Here is a 16,221-nt window from a genome sequence, read left to right as displayed (position 1 = left end):
GTTTTAACAGAAACTTAATTATTGAGCTTGTGCTGGTTGCTGCTCAGGAATTAAGATTTCTTGCTCTTCGATAATTGCTGGATCTTCAGTCATCTCTTCTTGATAACCTTCTTCTGAATAATCAGAGTCATCGTAATCGTAAGATGATGCACCCATACCGAATAACATAGCGGCTAAACCTAACATTTGAGGAGCTTGAGTGACGTCCATAAATTCATCAAATGAATAAGTTTTTCCGTTCATGGTGAACTTATCTGCGGCATAGTTCAGCTTCAGGCTTAATGCTTTGCCGTCTTGTGCAAGTAGCATCAGAGGTAATGCATCTTTCTCATCTTGAGAAATTTGATTGATATTTTGCTGTAATTCAGTTTTTAACTGTTCAATATCAGCCGCTGTTGTTGTTTCGATTTCTTTTTTCTCTGCATCTGTTAGTGCCGTTTCTTGGTAACGAACCGCATCAAGGTATTGAGTGGTGTTACGGAATTCAGCTAACATTGGAAGAGATAAATCAATATTGAAATCGATATTTTTAAACAGATAGTTAAATAACTCTGCTGGTGATTTTTCTTCGCTTTCTAATACTTTAACGTTAAACGCATTTAAGTCTAAATTAAAGTTTAGTTTACTTGCACCGCTTTTATTGGTTAAAGACGCTTCATCGATACGGAAAACTAAGCCTTTTTCCAGTACATCACGCACGGCTTTTTCTACCATATCATCGTTGCCATAATGGTATTTATTCCAAGGTAATAACGAGTTGTTATAAACTTTGGTTAACAGCAACATTGCATCAGTGTCAGCTTTATCAATTGAGTAGCCAAATTTACCCGCGCCAAATTCTAAACCAGCCACATTCAGTGATTTAAAGTAATAAGTTTGCGTTAAATTAAACAGCTTATCTTTGATATTGCTATTAGTGGTTAAAGAGAAATCTTTCAGTGAGAAATCTGACGCTTTATCTTTGCTGGTATGTGTAATTTCAGCAAAGCTTAATAACTGCTCATTAAATAAATATTGATCGTTATTAACTTTAGTTCCGGTGACAGAACCTGCAATATTTTTAATTGTGAAAGTTTCTTCACCATCTTTAGTCACAACAACTTGATCACCTTTTACTGAGGTAGTGAAGTTGGTTGCAGTTTTGTCTGATGTGAATTCAATCGTTAATGGTGTCGTTTTAACTGTGCTATCGTTTTCAGCGAAATCGATAGGATTCAGTTTAGCTTCACCTGATACAGCACCATCAAAAGCCAAAGAAGTATGGATATCAAAAAGAGATTTATCTTTAGTCAGCTTGAATAATTCTTTAGTTGTATCATTGTTGACCAACGTATTATTCATGGCTGCTAATTTTGGCGCTAAATTAAATTTAGCCAGATCAGAAAGAGGGAATGGACCGTGATCAATATCAGTAGTGAAGATAATCTCTTCAACTTTTTTATCCTGGTCTTCAACGACTTCACTAGCATCTTTTGAAATCACGACAGCAAAGTCTGCATTAGAGGTGAATACCCCTTTTTTATAGTCACGAATTTCAAGTTTAATATCAGCGCCAAATTGTGCATTTTTAGCAAGTTGCGCTAACTGGACATTAGCTAGTTTCGTTTCTTCCTGTAAGCGACTTTCAATTTTGCTGCCCATGTACCACGAAGCACCAGTCCAAACAACACCCAGTGCGACGATAACACCAACAGCGACAAGCGATTTCTTCATAATTCTAGTCCATCCTCTGTGTACATCTGGCGATGTACGTTATAAAGGCTGTTTTGTAACCCTTAAACAACCCGATAAATTGGTGATAAATTTTACTAAATTTAAATATAGATAATCCACATATATACATCGCCACCTATATTAACTGTAAATATAGATTTAGTGGAATAAAATCGCAATCAGAACTTACTTAGTTACTCGCTAACATAATGAGTTTAAAGCAAAATGGATATGATTTATAAGATAAATTAAATAAGCGTTAAAAACGTCTTTTTTTACTCATTTTTCGATTTAGACAATATTTAATTGTGATGTGATTCTATTTACGATGAATAATAAAGGCCCATAATAAGTATGGATATAAATATGAAAGCTTAAATACTAACAGTAGTCATAAAATAAGATGACTAGCCGTATTTTTCCAGAAAAATCAACAGATTTCATTCTGTTATAAATTTCATAAGCTCGCTTTAGCTCTCATATTTATTATTCTGTTTATGGCATGATAGTGGTATCCGAGTTATTTACTAAAAGTAATTCGGAATTAATCAATTATTCTGTGTACTTAAGGAGATTGAAATGGCAGCCACTCGCATTGAAAAAGACTCAATGGGACAAATCGAAGTACCCGCTGACCAGTTATGGGGAGCTCAAACGCAACGTTCTCTTGAACACTTCCGTATTTCAGTTGAGAAAATGCCTGTTGCACTTATCCATGCGCTTGCTATTACTAAAAAAGCAGCCGCTGGTGTTAACATGGATTTAGGTTTATTACCTAAAGAACGTGCTGACGCAATTATTGCAGCAGCCGATGAAGTGTTAGCAGGTAAACATCCAACTGAATTCCCATTAGCAATCTGGCAGACAGGTTCTGGCACTCAATCAAATATGAATATGAATGAAGTGTTAGCTAACCGTGGTAGTGAGATCCTTGGTGGTATCCGTGGCATGGAGCGCAAAATCCATCCGAATGATGATGTTAATAAAAGTCAAAGTTCAAATGATGTGTTCCCAACTGCCATGCATGTCGCTGCTGTTATTGCATTACGTCAGGATTTATTGCCAGAATTAAAATCACTGCTGAAAGTATTCAAAGAGAAAGCAGAAGCTTTCCATGACATCGTTAAAATTGGTCGTACTCACCTGCAAGACGCGACACCGCTGACATTAGGTCAAGAGATCTCTGGTTGGGCGGCTATGCTTGAGCACAGCATCAAACATATCGATGATTCTGTTCCTCATGTTTGCGAGTTAGCTCTGGGGGGGACAGCCGTTGGAACAGGTTTAAATACTCATCCAGAATACGCTGTTCGTGTGGCTAAACGTATCGCTGAATTATCAGGTCAACCATTTGTAACTGCGCCTAATAAATTTGAAGCGCTAGCAACTTGTGATGCATTAGTTCATTCACATGGTGCATTAAAAGGTTTGGCTTCCTCATTAATGAAGATTGCTAATGACGTGCGTTGGTTAGCCTCTGGTCCTCGTTGTGGTATTGGTGAAATTGCTATTCCAGAAAATGAGCCAGGTAGTTCAATCATGCCAGGTAAAGTTAACCCAACACAATGTGAAGCATTAACAATGTTATGTGCTCAAGTTATGGGTAATGACGTTGCTATTAATATTGGTGGCGCATCAGGTAACTTTGAATTGAACGTTTATCGTCCAATGATCATTGATAATTTCTTACAATCAGTTCGTTTACTGGCTGATGGTATGCGTAGTTTCAATGAACACTGTGCAATTGGTATTGAGCCAAATCGTGAACGTATCAATAAATTACTGCATGAATCATTAATGCTAGTGACTGCATTAAATACACATATTGGCTATGATAAAGCGGCTGAAATTGCGAAGAAAGCGCATAAAGAAGGCTTAACGTTGAAAGAGTCTGCGCTGAAACTGAATTACCTCACATCGGAAGAATTTGATAGCTGGGTTCGTCCAGAAGATATGGTTGGTAGCATGAAAAAATAAGTATATTTAATACTTATTTAATGCAGAAATTAAATCCCGCTATGATGGCGGGATTTTTAGATCGTTTTGGGATGACAATAATGAATGAAGAAATTATTTTTACTGCAACTGAAGTAAATTGTTACGTTGAAGATGATGTCACTATTATTGGAATAGGGGATGATCCTGTTTCACCTGAGCTCTTTGTTATTCTTTCAAGATTTGATGAGGAAGAAGAAGATATTGATAATTCCATCGGTTTAATGACGCATTTATCTGATATAGAAGCCATTAATAGCCTTGAGCATATTACATTAACACGAGAGAAAATTATTTTTGTATTAAAAAATAATCTCGTGATCACCATTGATTTGAAAATTGAAGATGATCAATTTACTCATCTTAATGATTATCTTATACAAATTCTTCAAGGAAGTTCAATTAAGCTCATTAATTAATTTTTAAATTGATTATATTTCAAGATACAAGTGCATTCTTGGAATAATCAGCTGTAGCTTCTTAGCTTTAGGGCGATGGCGAATTTGAATGTTATCGGCATCATAATCAGGGAGTTCGCCAATAATCGGTTTAAAATCGCTCTCTTTATCAATATAGAAAGCCAATAAAGGTAATGGGCAAGCATATTGTACTTGTTTTTGAAGCTCTGAGTACCAAACACGAGCAATAGGTTGTACTTTTACGGGGCGTTTTATTTTTAATTTTGCATTTTCAGGTAATTGGGAAAGGGTAATTATCTCTTTATCAATACGCTCTACCCATTGTTCACTGGTATATGGTGGAACCGCACGATTGGCTTCTCGACTTTTCTCTAATTGAGCTAGTACGTCATTGCGCGTTAAATTTTTAATAATATTTTTATTTGCCCAACCAAAACGCACTGTATCAGGATCAGACAACAAGGTGAGGGTGCGATAAGCATTTAGTGTGATTAGGCCTTTTAACTGATTATGAACAAAATCAAAACGTTCTTCTTTAGAAATCCCAGACTCTTTAGTCACGATATCAGAAAGCTGTTTTTTTAATAAGTTAATACGCTCAACATCCTCTTTTACTGACTTAAACTCAGCGTTGCTGGTACTAAAGCAGAGCACGCCAGGTAAACGAATCGCGCGCTTACTGCTGATATGCGGTGCATTATCATAAATAAACAGGTTGGCCATGAGTTTTAAGGTAAGTTCACGGGCTTCTTCATCATAAATAGGTGACACTGTCACTCTAACGACGTCATCATGTTCTTCTTCTTTGCTCACTTCAGGCAATTCAAATACGGCTGATGGCAATAAGGTTAGATTTTTCAACACATCCGTTAGCATTTTAATCTCAGTTTCTAATTGCTGGAAACAAAGATTGAATTGCTCAATTAAATCATATCGACTCATCTTAATACCTATATTAGTTACAACATACAATTAGCCTTTGTTTAAAACAATACATTAGCTTCAGTGAAAAGTACATCGCTTAACAGAGGAAAATGCCAAAAATACGGTATACTGTGTTTATATACAGTATACCGTAAAAAGGGCATATTTTAATGCTATTTTTCTTAAAAAGAAGATTGTCGGTGATTTTATATACAATTTTGGCTTATTTTTCACTCACCGAATATATTGTGTTTTGAATTGTATTGCAGTCGGGTTTTGTTGGCGGACAGCTTTTTGTAGACGCACTGGCAATTGACGTAAAAAGAACAAAGAGCAGAGCGATAGGCAGTTTAATTTTAAACATGGTGCTAATCCTTCTCAAAAGTATAGGCTTATACCTTATGAAAAGAATACGAGATCAACAAGACTAAAGGGTGTTAGCCTGCTTTCGTACTTTATTATTATAGTTTACATGTTTATTGGGCAACTTTATTTAAATGTAATGCGATCAACAAGGCGACTAACATTAAAATTGCAATAAATAAGCCAACACCCAGCCAACCAGAACTTACCCAAAACAGGCCACCGACCGTACCCGCAAGGCTAGAGCCCGCATAGTAAGTAAAGAGATAAAGTGAAGAAGCTTGAGCTCGTCCTCGTTTAGCGCGACGACCAACCCAACTACTTGCTACAGCATGAGCTGCAAAAAAACCTGTTGTTAAGATAAGCATACCGACGAAAATAACAGGTAGTGATTCAATCAAGGTGATCAGTATTCCAATTAACATCATTGAAATACCCGCAATAAATACTTTACCTAAACCATATTTAGTGGTTAGTAATCCTGCTTTTGATGCACTATAAGTGCCACTTAAATAGACAATGGAAATCAAACCTACCGTTGTCTGACTTAATGAATAGGGAGCATCTAACAAACGGTAGCCAATGTAGTTAAATAAAGTGACAAATCCTCCCATTAATAAACCACCTTCAATAAATAAAAGAGGTAATCCTTTATCTCTAAAATGCAGTTTGGTGGTAATAAGAAGGTTTCGCGGTTTTAATGTGGTTGGCCTAAAATGCTGAGAAGCAGGTAATATTTTCCAGAAAATTACAGCAGCAAACAGTGCAAAAATGCCAAGAATAACAACAGATAAACGCCAAGAGTAATAATCACTTAATACCCCAGTAATAACACGACCACTCATACCACCAATAGAGTTACCACTAATATATAACCCCATTGATAGCGCTAAATAAGCAGGATGGATCTCTTCGCTTAAATAGGTCATTGCTACCGCAGCAACACCACTTAATGAAAGCCCCACTAAGGCGCGAGTAATTAAAATGCCTGTCCAACTATTCATTGTTGCACTTAATAATGTAAAAAATGCGGCACAAAACAGTGCGATGACCATGACATTTTTACGACCAAAAGCGTCGGAAAGAGGGCCAGTGATTAATAAACCACATGCCATTAATGCGGTTGAAAGTGAGAGCGCTAGACTACTGGTTGCTGGACTGACAGAAAACTCGCTAGATAACACTGGTAATATGGGTTGCACAAAATAGAGTAAGGCAAATGTCGCTAAGCCAACCATAAAAAATGACACTGTCACTTTTATATACAATGCATCATCACGTTGAATATAGTGTTTAGGGTTAGATTGGCGGTGAGCTGGCTTTTCTATCGATGATGTATTGTCTGAAATATCAGTGCCTAAGCTCAAACTTTTACTGTCTATTTCGTGAGTATCCATATTGATTAAACTTCCATTACTTAAATTTGATTTATGTCAATGTTAGAAATATTTGATTTTTTTGTCTAATATATTAATCATTAGAAATAAGACTTTTAAAGTATCAATGATAAAGAGAGAGAAATATGAATATTGAATTGAGGCATTTACGTTATTTTATTGCTGTAGCTGAAGAACTTCATTTTGGCAAAGCAGCAGAAAGATTGAATATTTCTCAACCCCCGTTGAGCCAACAGATACAAGCACTTGAAAGTGAAATAGGGGCCAGGCTTTTAGAACGAACTAATCGTTCTGTTGCACTAACACCGGCGGGACAAATGTTTTTAAAAGAGTCTTACCAAATTATGGCACAGGTCAACGCAGCCGCAATACGTGCAGCTAGAATGGAAAAAGGTGAGTTAGGTGAAATATCTATAGGTTTTACATCAACGACACCTTTTATGCACTTAGTAACGCTAAGTTTACGGCAATTTAGAGAAAATTATCCTGAAGTTGGTATTCATATGCATCAAATGAATACAAAACAACAAATTTCACCATTGCTTACAGGGCGTATTGATCTGGGTATTATGCGAAACACCACATTACCCGAAAATTTGCACCACCAGCTGTTGTTTCGAGAGCCTTTTATTTTAGCTGTTTATGAAGGGCATCCATTACTTGCTTACAAAGAAACGGGAGTCAATATTCAAGATATTGGGCAGTATCCTTTTGTTTTCTTTGAAAGAGATGTAGGCACAGCTCTTTATGATGAAATTATTCAATTATTGAGTTTGTCAGGGATTACGCCAACTATTGCACAAGAAGCTGGTGAAGCTATGACGATTTTAGGGTTAGTTGCAGCAGGATTAGGTATCTCAATTGTGACTAAATCTTTTACTCGAATGAAAGTAGATGGCGTACATTATCTACACTTCGCTAATTCACAAGCATTTTCTGAAGTTTGGTTGGTTTCACATAAAAAACGGACAATACCCGCGGCGGCGAATCGATTAACGCAATTGTTGTTAAAAAATATCTTAGATCACCAAAAATCTTGATTTATCTGTGTTTTTGATCACGCTTTTTATGTAATTATTGTACAATTATCACAAATTGACGACATAATCGGTAATGAATTATTTGGAGCCTCGAATTAATTACGGCTTCTTAATGAAGGATGACATTCAATGGGGAACCAACCTAGCCACATCGATCACGTAAAACAATTTAATCTTGGCACAGTATTTCGTTTAATTGATGAACATGGCCCCATTTCTCGTATTTCACTGTCAAAAAAAGCAGAACTGGCTCCTGCGAGTATTACCAAAATTACGCGAGAATTAGTTGAAGCTCATCTTATTCATGAAACTGAGTTTCCGGATGTGGGGTTTCGTGGCCGACCTGCAGTAGGGTTAAAACTTGAAAGCCAAGGGTGGCAATTTCTCTGTATTCGAGTCAATAAAGGTAATTTACTTTTTAGTTTAAGAGAACTAGATAGTAAACTTGTTATAGAAGACACTTTTGATTTTCCTAAAGAGAACAGTGATAACTTTCTTACTCACTTTTTACTTGCTATTGATAAGTTTTTTGAACGCTATCAATCAAATGTTGAAAGATTGACTGCCATTAGTATTACAATGAATGCGATTATTGATCCCATTAGTGGGGTTATTCATAGTTCCCCTTATTACGATATTAAAGATGTTCCTCTTGCCGATAAAATTCATGAAAAAACAGGCGTTTCCGTTTTCTTGCAACATAGTGTCACTGCCTGGACAATGGCTGAATCTTTATATGGTGCGGCAAAAAACAATTCAGATGTTTTGCAAATTGTCATTGATGACATTGTAGGTGCTGGTGTGATTAGTAATGGGAGGACATTGCATTCTCATAGTCACAGTGCGGTTGAAATTGGGCACACTAAAGTCACCGACTCTGAAAACAGCTGTTATTGTGGGTCGAAAGGGTGTTTAGAAACCGAAATTGCTATTCCTCAATTAATTAAAAAAGCCCAATTATTAGCGCAAGACGATCCCACCTCGTTGCTAAACAAATATCCTATTACAATTGAAACATTGTGTGATGCAATATTAGTTGGAGATAAACAAGCTCTTGAAGTAGTGCATTTAGTTGCACAGCGATTAGGCTTTATTCTTGCCGTGATGATTAATATTTTTAATCCGCAAAAAATATTAATTGGTTCGCCTCTTTGTCGAGCTAAATCCATTCTTTTCCCATTAATTTTGAATCATGTTCAAAATCAGGCCATGCCTCGTTACGTACAATCACTAACTATTGAAGAAACAGAGTTAAGAAATAAAGGTACATTACCAGCGGCTTCATTGGTTAAAGAGGCTTTGTACAACGGTTCTTTGTTAATTGAGTTGATGCAAGGCTAAATGAAGTGCAAAAAATCGTAACAGAAGTGTTTTGTAAGCGTAAATACCTCAATTGATCATTAACGAATTCTCTATTTTCGACCAATTAACTAAAAAATTGAGCTACCTCAAGCCACCAGAAACAGTGTTACCCTAAACTCTAATCTCTGTCATTTTTTATGAACCTGATTTATCTGTCATAACGGAAGTAAATTATATGTTAACACGCTTTTTTGTTACGGGGACAGATACCAATGTGGGTAAAACTGTTGTGACCCGAGCACTTCTTCAGTCATTAAATCGTGGCGGGTCAACGGCAGTGGGTTATAAGCCTATTGCTACAGAATTACATGAAACGGCTGATGGTGAGCGTAATCGTGATGCAATGATTATTCATAATTCATCGCCTGTTGAAGTTCGCTACGACGAAATTAATCCTATTTTGCTTGATAATTGTTATGTTAGCGAAAATGAAATTGATTTTAATAAGATTTCAAATGAGCTCGATAATTTAAGTAAAAAAGCAGAGTGTGTTGTTATCGAAGGTAATGGCGGTTGGCGTTATCTGCTCGATGATAATACCTTTTATTCTGATTGGGTGGTAAAAGAACAAATTCCAGTTGTTTTGGTTGTTGGTATTCAACCAGGCTGTGTTAACCACTCAATATTAACAGCACAATCTATTATCAACGATGGTTTGAAATTAGTCGGTTGGGTTGCTAACAGAATAAACCCAGGATTACCTTATTATGCGAAAATTGTGGAAAGGCTGTCTCAGCATATTCCCGCGCCACTGATTGGTGAAATCCCGTATTTATTACGTCCTGAAGAACGTGATCTCTCTTGTTACCTTGATTTAAGTCAGTTAGAAATCGCGGTACCGGCTTAAGAGAATATATAAATAAGTAACGAAGTGGATTGAGTTGCCTGTTTTTTTAACGGAGCCAAACTTGTTACTTTTAAACGCCTGATGAGTAAATCCATTGGGTGTTTTTGTTTTTCTACACTTTGCTTAAAATTAAAACAAAAATGAAAAAATAAAAAGTTAAAGCAAACATGGAAAAACAAATCAAATAAAATGATTTTAGATCAGCGAGATACTCATTTATATTGAATGATAAAGAAAAGGGCGCTAATAATTGCGCCCTTTTTAATTACAATCTTCATCAACGATGCATTAATGGCGAGTATAGACAATCTTTTTAGTGTCATTCTCGCAAGTACCGACCACTTTACCTTCTGTTTGTGCAACTTGGTCGTTTTCAACAACAGTTAAAGTAAAGTTAGCTGCGGGTACACCGTTATTGACGATTTTTTGTTGAATTGATTCAACAACTTCATCACAACCTGCATTTGCTGCTAAAGGAGCAAATGCTACGAGAGTTGCCATTACTGCAAAGATATATTTTTTCATATTACATTTTCCTTGTTTTACAACGCAAAACATCACTGTTTTACACGATTTCCTTACGGATTAACAGGGCGCCCAGTATTACTGTCTAAACAACGGCGGGTTTCAGGCTCCCAATAAGCGTAGACATTTGCACTTTTCAGACAAGCATCTCGCTCATCAATGGCTTTATCTACTTTATTAAATTCAATTTTTTCTCGCTGATTGACTTGAGTACGAAGCTCACGCTTTTGATCCCAGTCTTCTTTCAGTTGTCGAGCTTGTTCTTTATCTAAGACATTGTCATAGCCATTACCATTAATGGTTACATTGGTAGAGGCGGCAATAGAAGAAAAAGAAGACACAGATAAACCAAGAAATAGAGAGAACAATACGGTTCTTACTGTTAACTTCTTAGTTAGTGTATTGATCATAGTTGCTATCCTCTAAAGTTATGTCGCTATTACTGTCAATGGCTATTATATCTTAATAATTATAGTTGATGCCTTAATAAAAAATGAGTTTTCAGTGCGTTTTAGTTTTGACGATGAACACTTAACCCCGCAAATGATTGACTAACAGGCATCATTTCTAAGGTATTAATATTAACATGAGCTGGTAACGTTGCTGTCCAGTAGACCGCTTCCGCAACATCTTCTGGAGTTAATGCGTTTGCATTTGCATATGTTTGTTCTACTTTATCACTATCACCTTTAAAACGGACTAATGAGAACTCTGTACCACCAACAAGACCAGGTTCAATATCGGTAACACGTACCTTTTTACCTTGAAGATCAGCGCGTAACCCTAAACTAAATTGTTTAACAAAGGCTTTGGTTGCACCATAAACATTACCACCCATATAAGGCCAAGATGCGGCGGTTGAGCTAATATTAATGATGTGACCTTTGTTTCTTTCCACCATAAAAGGAAGAATGGCACGAGTAACATGAACAAGGCCTTTATTATTCGTCTCGATCATCGTATCCCAGTCATCGAGATTGGCTTTATCTGCGGTATTTAAACCTAATGCTAAACCGGCATTATTCACTAATATGTCGATTTCACGCCATTTTTCAGGCAATTGATTGTAAATCTCACTGACTGCTTTTTTATCTGTAACATCTAATTGTAATGGATAAAATTGTTCACCTAACTCTTTATGCAAGTTATTAAGTTTATCTAAACGACGAGCAGTACCAATAACTTTGTGTCCATGATTGATAAAATGACGAGCAATGGCTTCACCAAAGCCAGCAGAAGCACCCGTGATAAAAATAATCATTTAATTACCCTCGATAGTTATAATATTGAAAGTAAAAGGCCATCACTAAAAAGAGTCAAGTTTAAAAGTAAGGTTTGTGATAAATCAGCTAAAAACAAGGTTCTTTTATGATGTGAAAGATTTTTATCTTTAATAGTAACCTGTATTTTTGTTTTTAACTGACAGAACAAGATGTGATTATTTAGTCGATTTTTTATTAAAAATAAGGAAGGCAAAGATTATGCTTTGCGTCACGGTAAAAAAATAAACTAAGTAAAAACATAGTGATAATAATAATTATACTGCCAATTACGGCGATCACCAATGTGGGTGATAAAAGAAAACAGAAGTAACACAAAACAAGAGTTACTACGATATGAATTAAATCGCTAAACGACTTATATAAAACTGCGACAGCTTTTTTTAATTGAAATAGAAACGACTTTTTCATATCACACCAAAATAAATATAGATTATCTTATTGCGACTCGTTGCTAGACTGAGTCGCAAAAATAGGACTCAGTCTAGCAGAATAAAAAAAGAACGGTTATTTTTTACCAACTTGATGGCCAATAACGCCACCTAAAACACCACCACCAATAGTGCCTAATGCACTACCGTCAGTTAAAATAGCGCCACCAATAGCACCTGCACCGGCTCCAATTGCTGTATTACGGTCGCGTTTTGTCATGCTGGAACAGCCAGCAAGAGAAAAAAGTAGAACAGAAGCGACACACAGTGTTCCAATCTTTTTTAGCGTGATATTCATTTTTATAAACTCCAAAATAAAGGACAATATAAAGATATCGTTATCGTATTTATACAAGCATCAGAATATTCGGGAACATAAGGAGGGAAAAGTCTTAAAATAAGTCATTATTGATAACACATATTTTAAATGCATTTTTTAAAAATAAATTTTATTATCTCTAATATTATTTGATGTTCAGAATGAAGCATCAATGTATTGTGTCATTCACATGAGTTAACGTAACAATATGATATTGATAAATAAATTAAAAACACTCTCTTCACAGTTCGCCTCGGGCTATTTTGGTGTTGTATTAGGGATGATTGGTACGGGAATGGCATGGCGCTATGCGGCTAAAGAGCATAATTATCCAGCTTATATTGGTGAAATATTTATTGGTGTGGGTTGTTTGGTTTGGTTAACACTTACGCTATTTTTACTAAGCAAATGGTTATTTCATCGACAAAGTATTCTTGAGGAAATTAAACATCCTGTTATAAGTGGATTTACTAGCTTATTTCCTGCAACGACAGTCTTAGTATCGATCGGACTAAGCCCATATTTATCCTTATTTTCTCTGGTATTGTTTAGTGCTGGAGCAATTGCTCAGCTTGGATATTCTAGTTGGCTCATTGGTTATCAATGGAAGGGTGAATATCCTAAAATGGCGACCACCCCAGTCTTATATTTACCAACGGTCGCTAATAATTTTATCTGCGCTATGGCATGTGGTGCATTCGGTTTTAATGATTTGGGTATTTTATTTTTTGGGGCTGGCGTATTTTCATGGCTAAGTTTAGAACCCGCCATTTTAAAAAGAATTCGTAGTGAAGGATTAATGGATGAAAAATCACGGCTATCATTTGGTATTCAATTAGCACCCGCTTTAGTTGCCTGTAGTGCTTATTTGGCTATCAATGATAATCATATCGATTTCTTCGCAAAAATGTTATTAGGTTATGGGTTATTACAACTCTTATTTATGATGAGATTAATTCCTTGGTTTGTAAAACAACCGTTTTCATTGCCATTTTGGAGTTTCTCCTTTGGAGTTTCAGCATTAGCAAAAGCCTCATTAAATATGAGCATGACATCTAATAGTCATTTTATACAGTTATTAACAATGGTTTTATTTGTTTTTGCTAATGCCATTATTTTATTACTTATTTTTCATTCATTATTATGGATTTTTAAAGGATTGAAACAATTATACAGTCCTTCTAAAGTGGTATGAATAGCATAAAAAGAGAAGAGCCTAAGTGAAAAATTAGGCTCTTTTTGTTTAATACAGGGAATAATTAAAAAAGAAAGTTAGAAAGCTAAGATTATCATGTATTAAATTCTAATTATGAATAACAATAGATAAGACCAGAATAAATCTAAGTTATCGAATTTATAAAATTATTGATGGATAATGGAAAAAAGGGCGAAAAGGTAGGTTTAGGTTAAATATGGATAAAATAAAACAGCAATACTACCAGCAAGCACTGGTTGTTGACATACAAAAAGGGATTGCTTTAAATTGGGATTTATTTACATTAAGGGAGTTACTTTTATCCTATAAATACAATGGAATGACTCAAGATATAATGAAAGATTGTTTAAATCAATTAAGAGCAATAGAAGATGAAGACATTATTTTAGAGCTACTCGATTTTGTTGAAGGTTTTTGTTCCTTAAATTGGAAAATATATTTCTGAAAATTGAGAATATCCATATTATCTCTTTCAAATTATATATTTATTATTATATATTCGTGGCTTAAATATACAGGCTAGTAGAAACAGATTAAATATCATTAAAAAAGCCCGCCAACAGAAAACATAGCTGACGGGTATTTTTCAGAAAATTTAGAATGCTTGACGGAAAATTTCAATGATCTCTTTTTCATTGCCTTTACGTGGATTAGAGAATGCATTACCGTCTTTAAGTGCCATTTCAGCCATATATGGGAAATCAGACTCTTTCACGCCTAATTCACCTAAATGTTGTGGAATACCAATATCTGCGGAGAGGCGAGCGATAGCTGCAATAGCACGTTCAGCAGCATCCATTACGGATAGTCCCGCCACATTTTCACCCATAAATTCAGCAATATCTGCAAATTTTTCCGGATTGGCGATCAGGTTATAACGTAACACATGAGGGAGTAGTACAGCATTGGCCACACCGTGTGGCATATCATATAACCCTCCCAGTTGGTGAGCCATTGCGTGAACATAACCAAGGTTAGCGTTATTAAATGCCATTCCTGCTAAAAGTGAAGCATAGGCCATATTTTCACGGGCTTTTAGGTTTGTACCTAAGGCCACGGCTTGACGTAAATTACGAGAAATTAAACGAATTGCTTGGATCGCTGAAGCGTCAGTGACTGGATTTGCATCTTTAGAAATATATGCTTCAACCGCATGAGTTAAAGCATCCATACCTGTTGCAGCAGTCAGTCCAGCAGGTTTACCAATCATTAATAAAGGATCGTTAATGGAAACAGAAGGGAGGTTACGCCAGCTCACAATAACAAATTTGACTTTAGTTTTTGTGTTGGTCAGAACGCAGTGGCGGGTGACTTCACTCGCTGTGCCAGCAGTGGTATTTACGGCAATAATCGGTGGTAGTGGATTTGTTAGTGTTTCAATGCCCGCATAATTGTAAAGATCGCCTTCATGAGTAGCTGCAATACCGATGCCTTTACCGCAGTCATGTGGACTACCGCCACCGACTGTAATTATCATATCGCATTGTTCTTTACGGAACATTGCAAGACCTTCAAGCACGTTAGTGTCTTTTGGGTTAGGTTCTGTGCCATCAAATACGACAACATCAATACCCGCTTCTTTTAGATAACCAATAGTTTTATCTACGGCGCCATCTTTTATCGCTCGTAGACCTTTATCCGTTACCAACAGGGCTTTTTTACCACCCAATAATTTGCAACGTTCGCCAACAACAGAGATAGCACCTGGGCCAAAAAAGTTAACATTTGGTACCAAGTAATCAAACATACGATAGCTCATGATAAACCTTCCAATATCAGATTATTATTCAGATAAATTAAAGTATTAGTGCATTCTCACCTCATTGATGATTAAGTCAAGAGAGGTGGCTCATCAATGAGGTGAATCGATTCGTTTAACTTTGTTTCATTTGATATAAGTCAACGGGATATGCGCCTTTCGCCTTTAAGGAGGAAATTAAGTAAAAATAACGCTCAAAATACATATGGTTTGACAGATATGTATTTCAGGTGTACGTTGTCATTTATTAAAGAAAGGAGCAAATATGGAATCGTTACAATTGTTTAAGATATTGAGTGATCAAACAAGGCTAGATATTGTGTTGCTGCTTAAAGCATCCGGCGAGTTATGTGTCTGTGACATTTATACAGCTCTAAATTTATCTCAACCTAAAACGTCTCGACATCTAGCTATGTTGCGGGAAAGCGGACTATTACTTGATTCTAAACATGGGAAATGGGTTCACTATCGTTTGTCTCCTACATTATTACCGTGGGTGAAAAATATTATTGAAGTCACCTATGAGACAGAAAAAAGCAGAGTATCAGATTTGCTTCGTTCTATTGAAAAGAAAGAAGCAGTAATCTGCTGTTCTGAGTAAAATTTTTTAATTTAACATATATGAAAAAAC

General features: G+C 36.0%; 16 protein-coding genes. 8 read left to right on the top strand and 8 right to left on the bottom strand.

The genetic code is table 11. The features are described from left to right. Window positions 1-18 precede the first annotated feature (18 nt). Entirely contained in the window at window positions 19-1,713 is a 1,695-nt protein-coding gene (locus tag JEP40_RS02455; protein ID WP_198622301.1) for a YdgA family protein, read from the bottom strand. A gap of 579 nt (window positions 1,714-2,292) precedes the next feature. Here JEP40_RS02455 and fumC point away from each other — a divergent pair. Continuing rightward, window positions 2,293-3,690: a class II fumarate hydratase gene (gene fumC / locus JEP40_RS02450; protein WP_100158199.1), complete on the top strand. Its 1,398-nt coding sequence runs from the start codon at window positions 2,293-2,295 to the stop codon at window positions 3,688-3,690. An 80-nt stretch (window positions 3,691-3,770) separates the two neighbouring features. Beyond that, window positions 3,771-4,127 (top strand): hypothetical protein, encoded by a 357-nt coding sequence (locus JEP40_RS02445; protein ID WP_198622300.1) that lies wholly within the window; start codon window positions 3,771-3,773, stop codon window positions 4,125-4,127. A gap of 12 nt (window positions 4,128-4,139) precedes the next feature. Here JEP40_RS02445 and tus read toward each other — a convergent pair whose 3' ends face one another. Then, on the bottom strand, window positions 4,140-5,069 hold the full coding sequence (gene tus, locus JEP40_RS02440; RefSeq protein WP_198622299.1) for a DNA replication terminus site-binding protein: 930 nt from the start codon (window positions 5,067-5,069) through the stop codon (window positions 4,140-4,142). A gap of 458 nt (window positions 5,070-5,527) precedes the next feature. Beyond that, a complete protein-coding gene (locus tag JEP40_RS02435) occupies window positions 5,528-6,811 on the bottom strand; it encodes an MFS transporter (protein WP_198622298.1) in 1,284 nt (427 codons plus the stop codon). Window positions 6,812-6,936: 125 nt separating this feature from the next. On the opposite strand from JEP40_RS02435, the gene JEP40_RS02430 reads away from it, so the two are divergent. The 3 genes from JEP40_RS02430 (at window position 6,937) to bioD (ending at window position 10,060) form a co-directional block, all read left to right on the top strand. After that, window positions 6,937-7,851, top strand: a complete 915-nt coding sequence (locus tag JEP40_RS02430) for a LysR family transcriptional regulator (protein WP_198622297.1) — start codon at window positions 6,937-6,939, stop codon at window positions 7,849-7,851. Between the two features lie 129 nt (window positions 7,852-7,980). Next, a complete protein-coding gene (mlc, locus tag JEP40_RS02425; protein ID WP_198622296.1) occupies window positions 7,981-9,192 on the top strand; it encodes an ROK family transcriptional regulator in 1,212 nt (403 codons plus the stop codon). A 196-nt stretch (window positions 9,193-9,388) separates the two neighbouring features. Next, window positions 9,389-10,060: a dethiobiotin synthase gene (bioD, locus tag JEP40_RS02420; protein ID WP_072068031.1), complete on the top strand. Its 672-nt coding sequence runs from the start codon at window positions 9,389-9,391 to the stop codon at window positions 10,058-10,060. Window positions 10,061-10,348: 288 nt separating this feature from the next. Here the strand turns inward: bioD and JEP40_RS02415 are convergent, their stop codons facing one another. From JEP40_RS02415 to osmB, 4 genes are all read right to left on the bottom strand, one after another. After that, entirely contained in the window at window positions 10,349-10,585 is a 237-nt protein-coding gene (locus JEP40_RS02415) for a DUF1161 domain-containing protein (RefSeq protein WP_198622295.1), read from the bottom strand. A gap of 53 nt (window positions 10,586-10,638) precedes the next feature. Next, window positions 10,639-10,995 (bottom strand): DUF1283 family protein, encoded by a 357-nt coding sequence (locus JEP40_RS02410; RefSeq protein WP_198622294.1) that lies wholly within the window; start codon window positions 10,993-10,995, stop codon window positions 10,639-10,641. A gap of 101 nt (window positions 10,996-11,096) precedes the next feature. After that, window positions 11,097-11,846, bottom strand: coding sequence for a bifunctional NADP-dependent 3-hydroxy acid dehydrogenase/3-hydroxypropionate dehydrogenase YdfG (gene ydfG / locus JEP40_RS02405; protein ID WP_198622293.1), 750 nt, complete (start codon window positions 11,844-11,846; stop codon window positions 11,097-11,099). 526 nt (window positions 11,847-12,372) lie between these two features. Beyond that, window positions 12,373-12,594, bottom strand: coding sequence for an osmotically-inducible lipoprotein OsmB (gene osmB, locus JEP40_RS02400; protein ID WP_006536908.1), 222 nt, complete (start codon window positions 12,592-12,594; stop codon window positions 12,373-12,375). A 229-nt stretch (window positions 12,595-12,823) separates the two neighbouring features. Here osmB and tehA point away from each other — a divergent pair, with 229 nt between their 5' ends. Together tehA and JEP40_RS02390 are read left to right on the top strand one after the other, a co-directional pair. Further along, complete coding sequence (tehA, locus tag JEP40_RS02395; protein WP_198622292.1) at window positions 12,824-13,810, top strand: dicarboxylate transporter/tellurite-resistance protein TehA; 987 nt, start codon at window positions 12,824-12,826, stop codon at window positions 13,808-13,810. Between the two features lie 217 nt (window positions 13,811-14,027). Next, window positions 14,028-14,276: a hypothetical protein gene (locus tag JEP40_RS02390; protein WP_232799130.1), complete on the top strand. Its 249-nt coding sequence runs from the start codon at window positions 14,028-14,030 to the stop codon at window positions 14,274-14,276. Between the two features lie 150 nt (window positions 14,277-14,426). Here JEP40_RS02390 and dhaT read toward each other — a convergent pair whose 3' ends face one another. Beyond that, window positions 14,427-15,590 carry a 1,3-propanediol dehydrogenase gene (gene dhaT, locus JEP40_RS02385; RefSeq protein ID WP_198622291.1) on the bottom strand — a complete coding sequence of 388 codons (1,164 nt, stop codon included), beginning with the start codon at window positions 15,588-15,590 and terminating at the stop codon, window positions 14,427-14,429. 265 nt (window positions 15,591-15,855) lie between these two features. Between dhaT and JEP40_RS02380 the strand changes: the two genes are divergently transcribed. Beyond that, the gene (locus JEP40_RS02380) at window positions 15,856-16,191 is read left to right on the top strand and encodes a metalloregulator ArsR/SmtB family transcription factor (protein WP_198622290.1); all 336 of its coding nucleotides are present in this window, start codon (window positions 15,856-15,858) and stop codon (window positions 16,189-16,191) included. Window positions 16,192-16,221 lie beyond the last annotated feature (30 nt).

It is taken from the genome of Proteus vulgaris (genome assembly GCF_016239305.1).
Classification (GTDB): Bacteria; Pseudomonadota; Gammaproteobacteria; order Enterobacterales; family Enterobacteriaceae; genus Proteus; species Proteus vulgaris_C.
This window is presented reverse-complemented; position numbering and strand designations above follow the sequence as displayed.

Bases quoted from the DNA above. Each gene is read 5' to 3' on its own strand.
- JEP40_RS02435 (WP_198622298.1), bottom strand. From the start codon at position 6,811: ATGGATACTCACGAAATAGACAGTAAAAGTTTGAGCTTAGGCACTGAT.
- JEP40_RS02380 (WP_198622290.1), top strand. From the start codon at position 15,856: ATGGAATCGTTACAATTGTTTAAGATATTGAGTGATCAAACAAGGCTA.
- JEP40_RS02430 (WP_198622297.1), top strand. From the start codon at position 6,937: ATGAATATTGAATTGAGGCATTTACGTTATTTTATTGCTGTAGCTGAA.
- bioD (WP_072068031.1), top strand. From the start codon at position 9,389: ATGTTAACACGCTTTTTTGTTACGGGGACAGATACCAATGTGGGTAAA.
- JEP40_RS02415 (WP_198622295.1), bottom strand. From the start codon at position 10,585: ATGAAAAAATATATCTTTGCAGTAATGGCAACTCTCGTAGCATTTGCT.
- JEP40_RS02390 (WP_232799130.1), top strand. From the start codon at position 14,028: ATGGATAAAATAAAACAGCAATACTACCAGCAAGCACTGGTTGTTGAC.
- fumC (WP_100158199.1), top strand. From the start codon at position 2,293: ATGGCAGCCACTCGCATTGAAAAAGACTCAATGGGACAAATCGAAGTA.
- JEP40_RS02445 (WP_198622300.1), top strand. From the start codon at position 3,771: ATGAATGAAGAAATTATTTTTACTGCAACTGAAGTAAATTGTTACGTT.
- dhaT (WP_198622291.1), bottom strand. From the start codon at position 15,590: ATGAGCTATCGTATGTTTGATTACTTGGTACCAAATGTTAACTTTTTT.
- JEP40_RS02455 (WP_198622301.1), bottom strand. From the start codon at position 1,713: ATGAAGAAATCGCTTGTCGCTGTTGGTGTTATCGTCGCACTGGGTGTT.
- tus (WP_198622299.1), bottom strand. From the start codon at position 5,069: ATGAGTCGATATGATTTAATTGAGCAATTCAATCTTTGTTTCCAGCAA.
- osmB (WP_006536908.1), bottom strand. From the start codon at position 12,594: ATGAATATCACGCTAAAAAAGATTGGAACACTGTGTGTCGCTTCTGTT.
- mlc (WP_198622296.1), top strand. From the start codon at position 7,981: ATGGGGAACCAACCTAGCCACATCGATCACGTAAAACAATTTAATCTT.
- tehA (WP_198622292.1), top strand. From the start codon at position 12,824: ATGATATTGATAAATAAATTAAAAACACTCTCTTCACAGTTCGCCTCG.
- JEP40_RS02410 (WP_198622294.1), bottom strand. From the start codon at position 10,995: ATGATCAATACACTAACTAAGAAGTTAACAGTAAGAACCGTATTGTTC.
- ydfG (WP_198622293.1), bottom strand. From the start codon at position 11,846: ATGATTATTTTTATCACGGGTGCTTCTGCTGGCTTTGGTGAAGCCATT.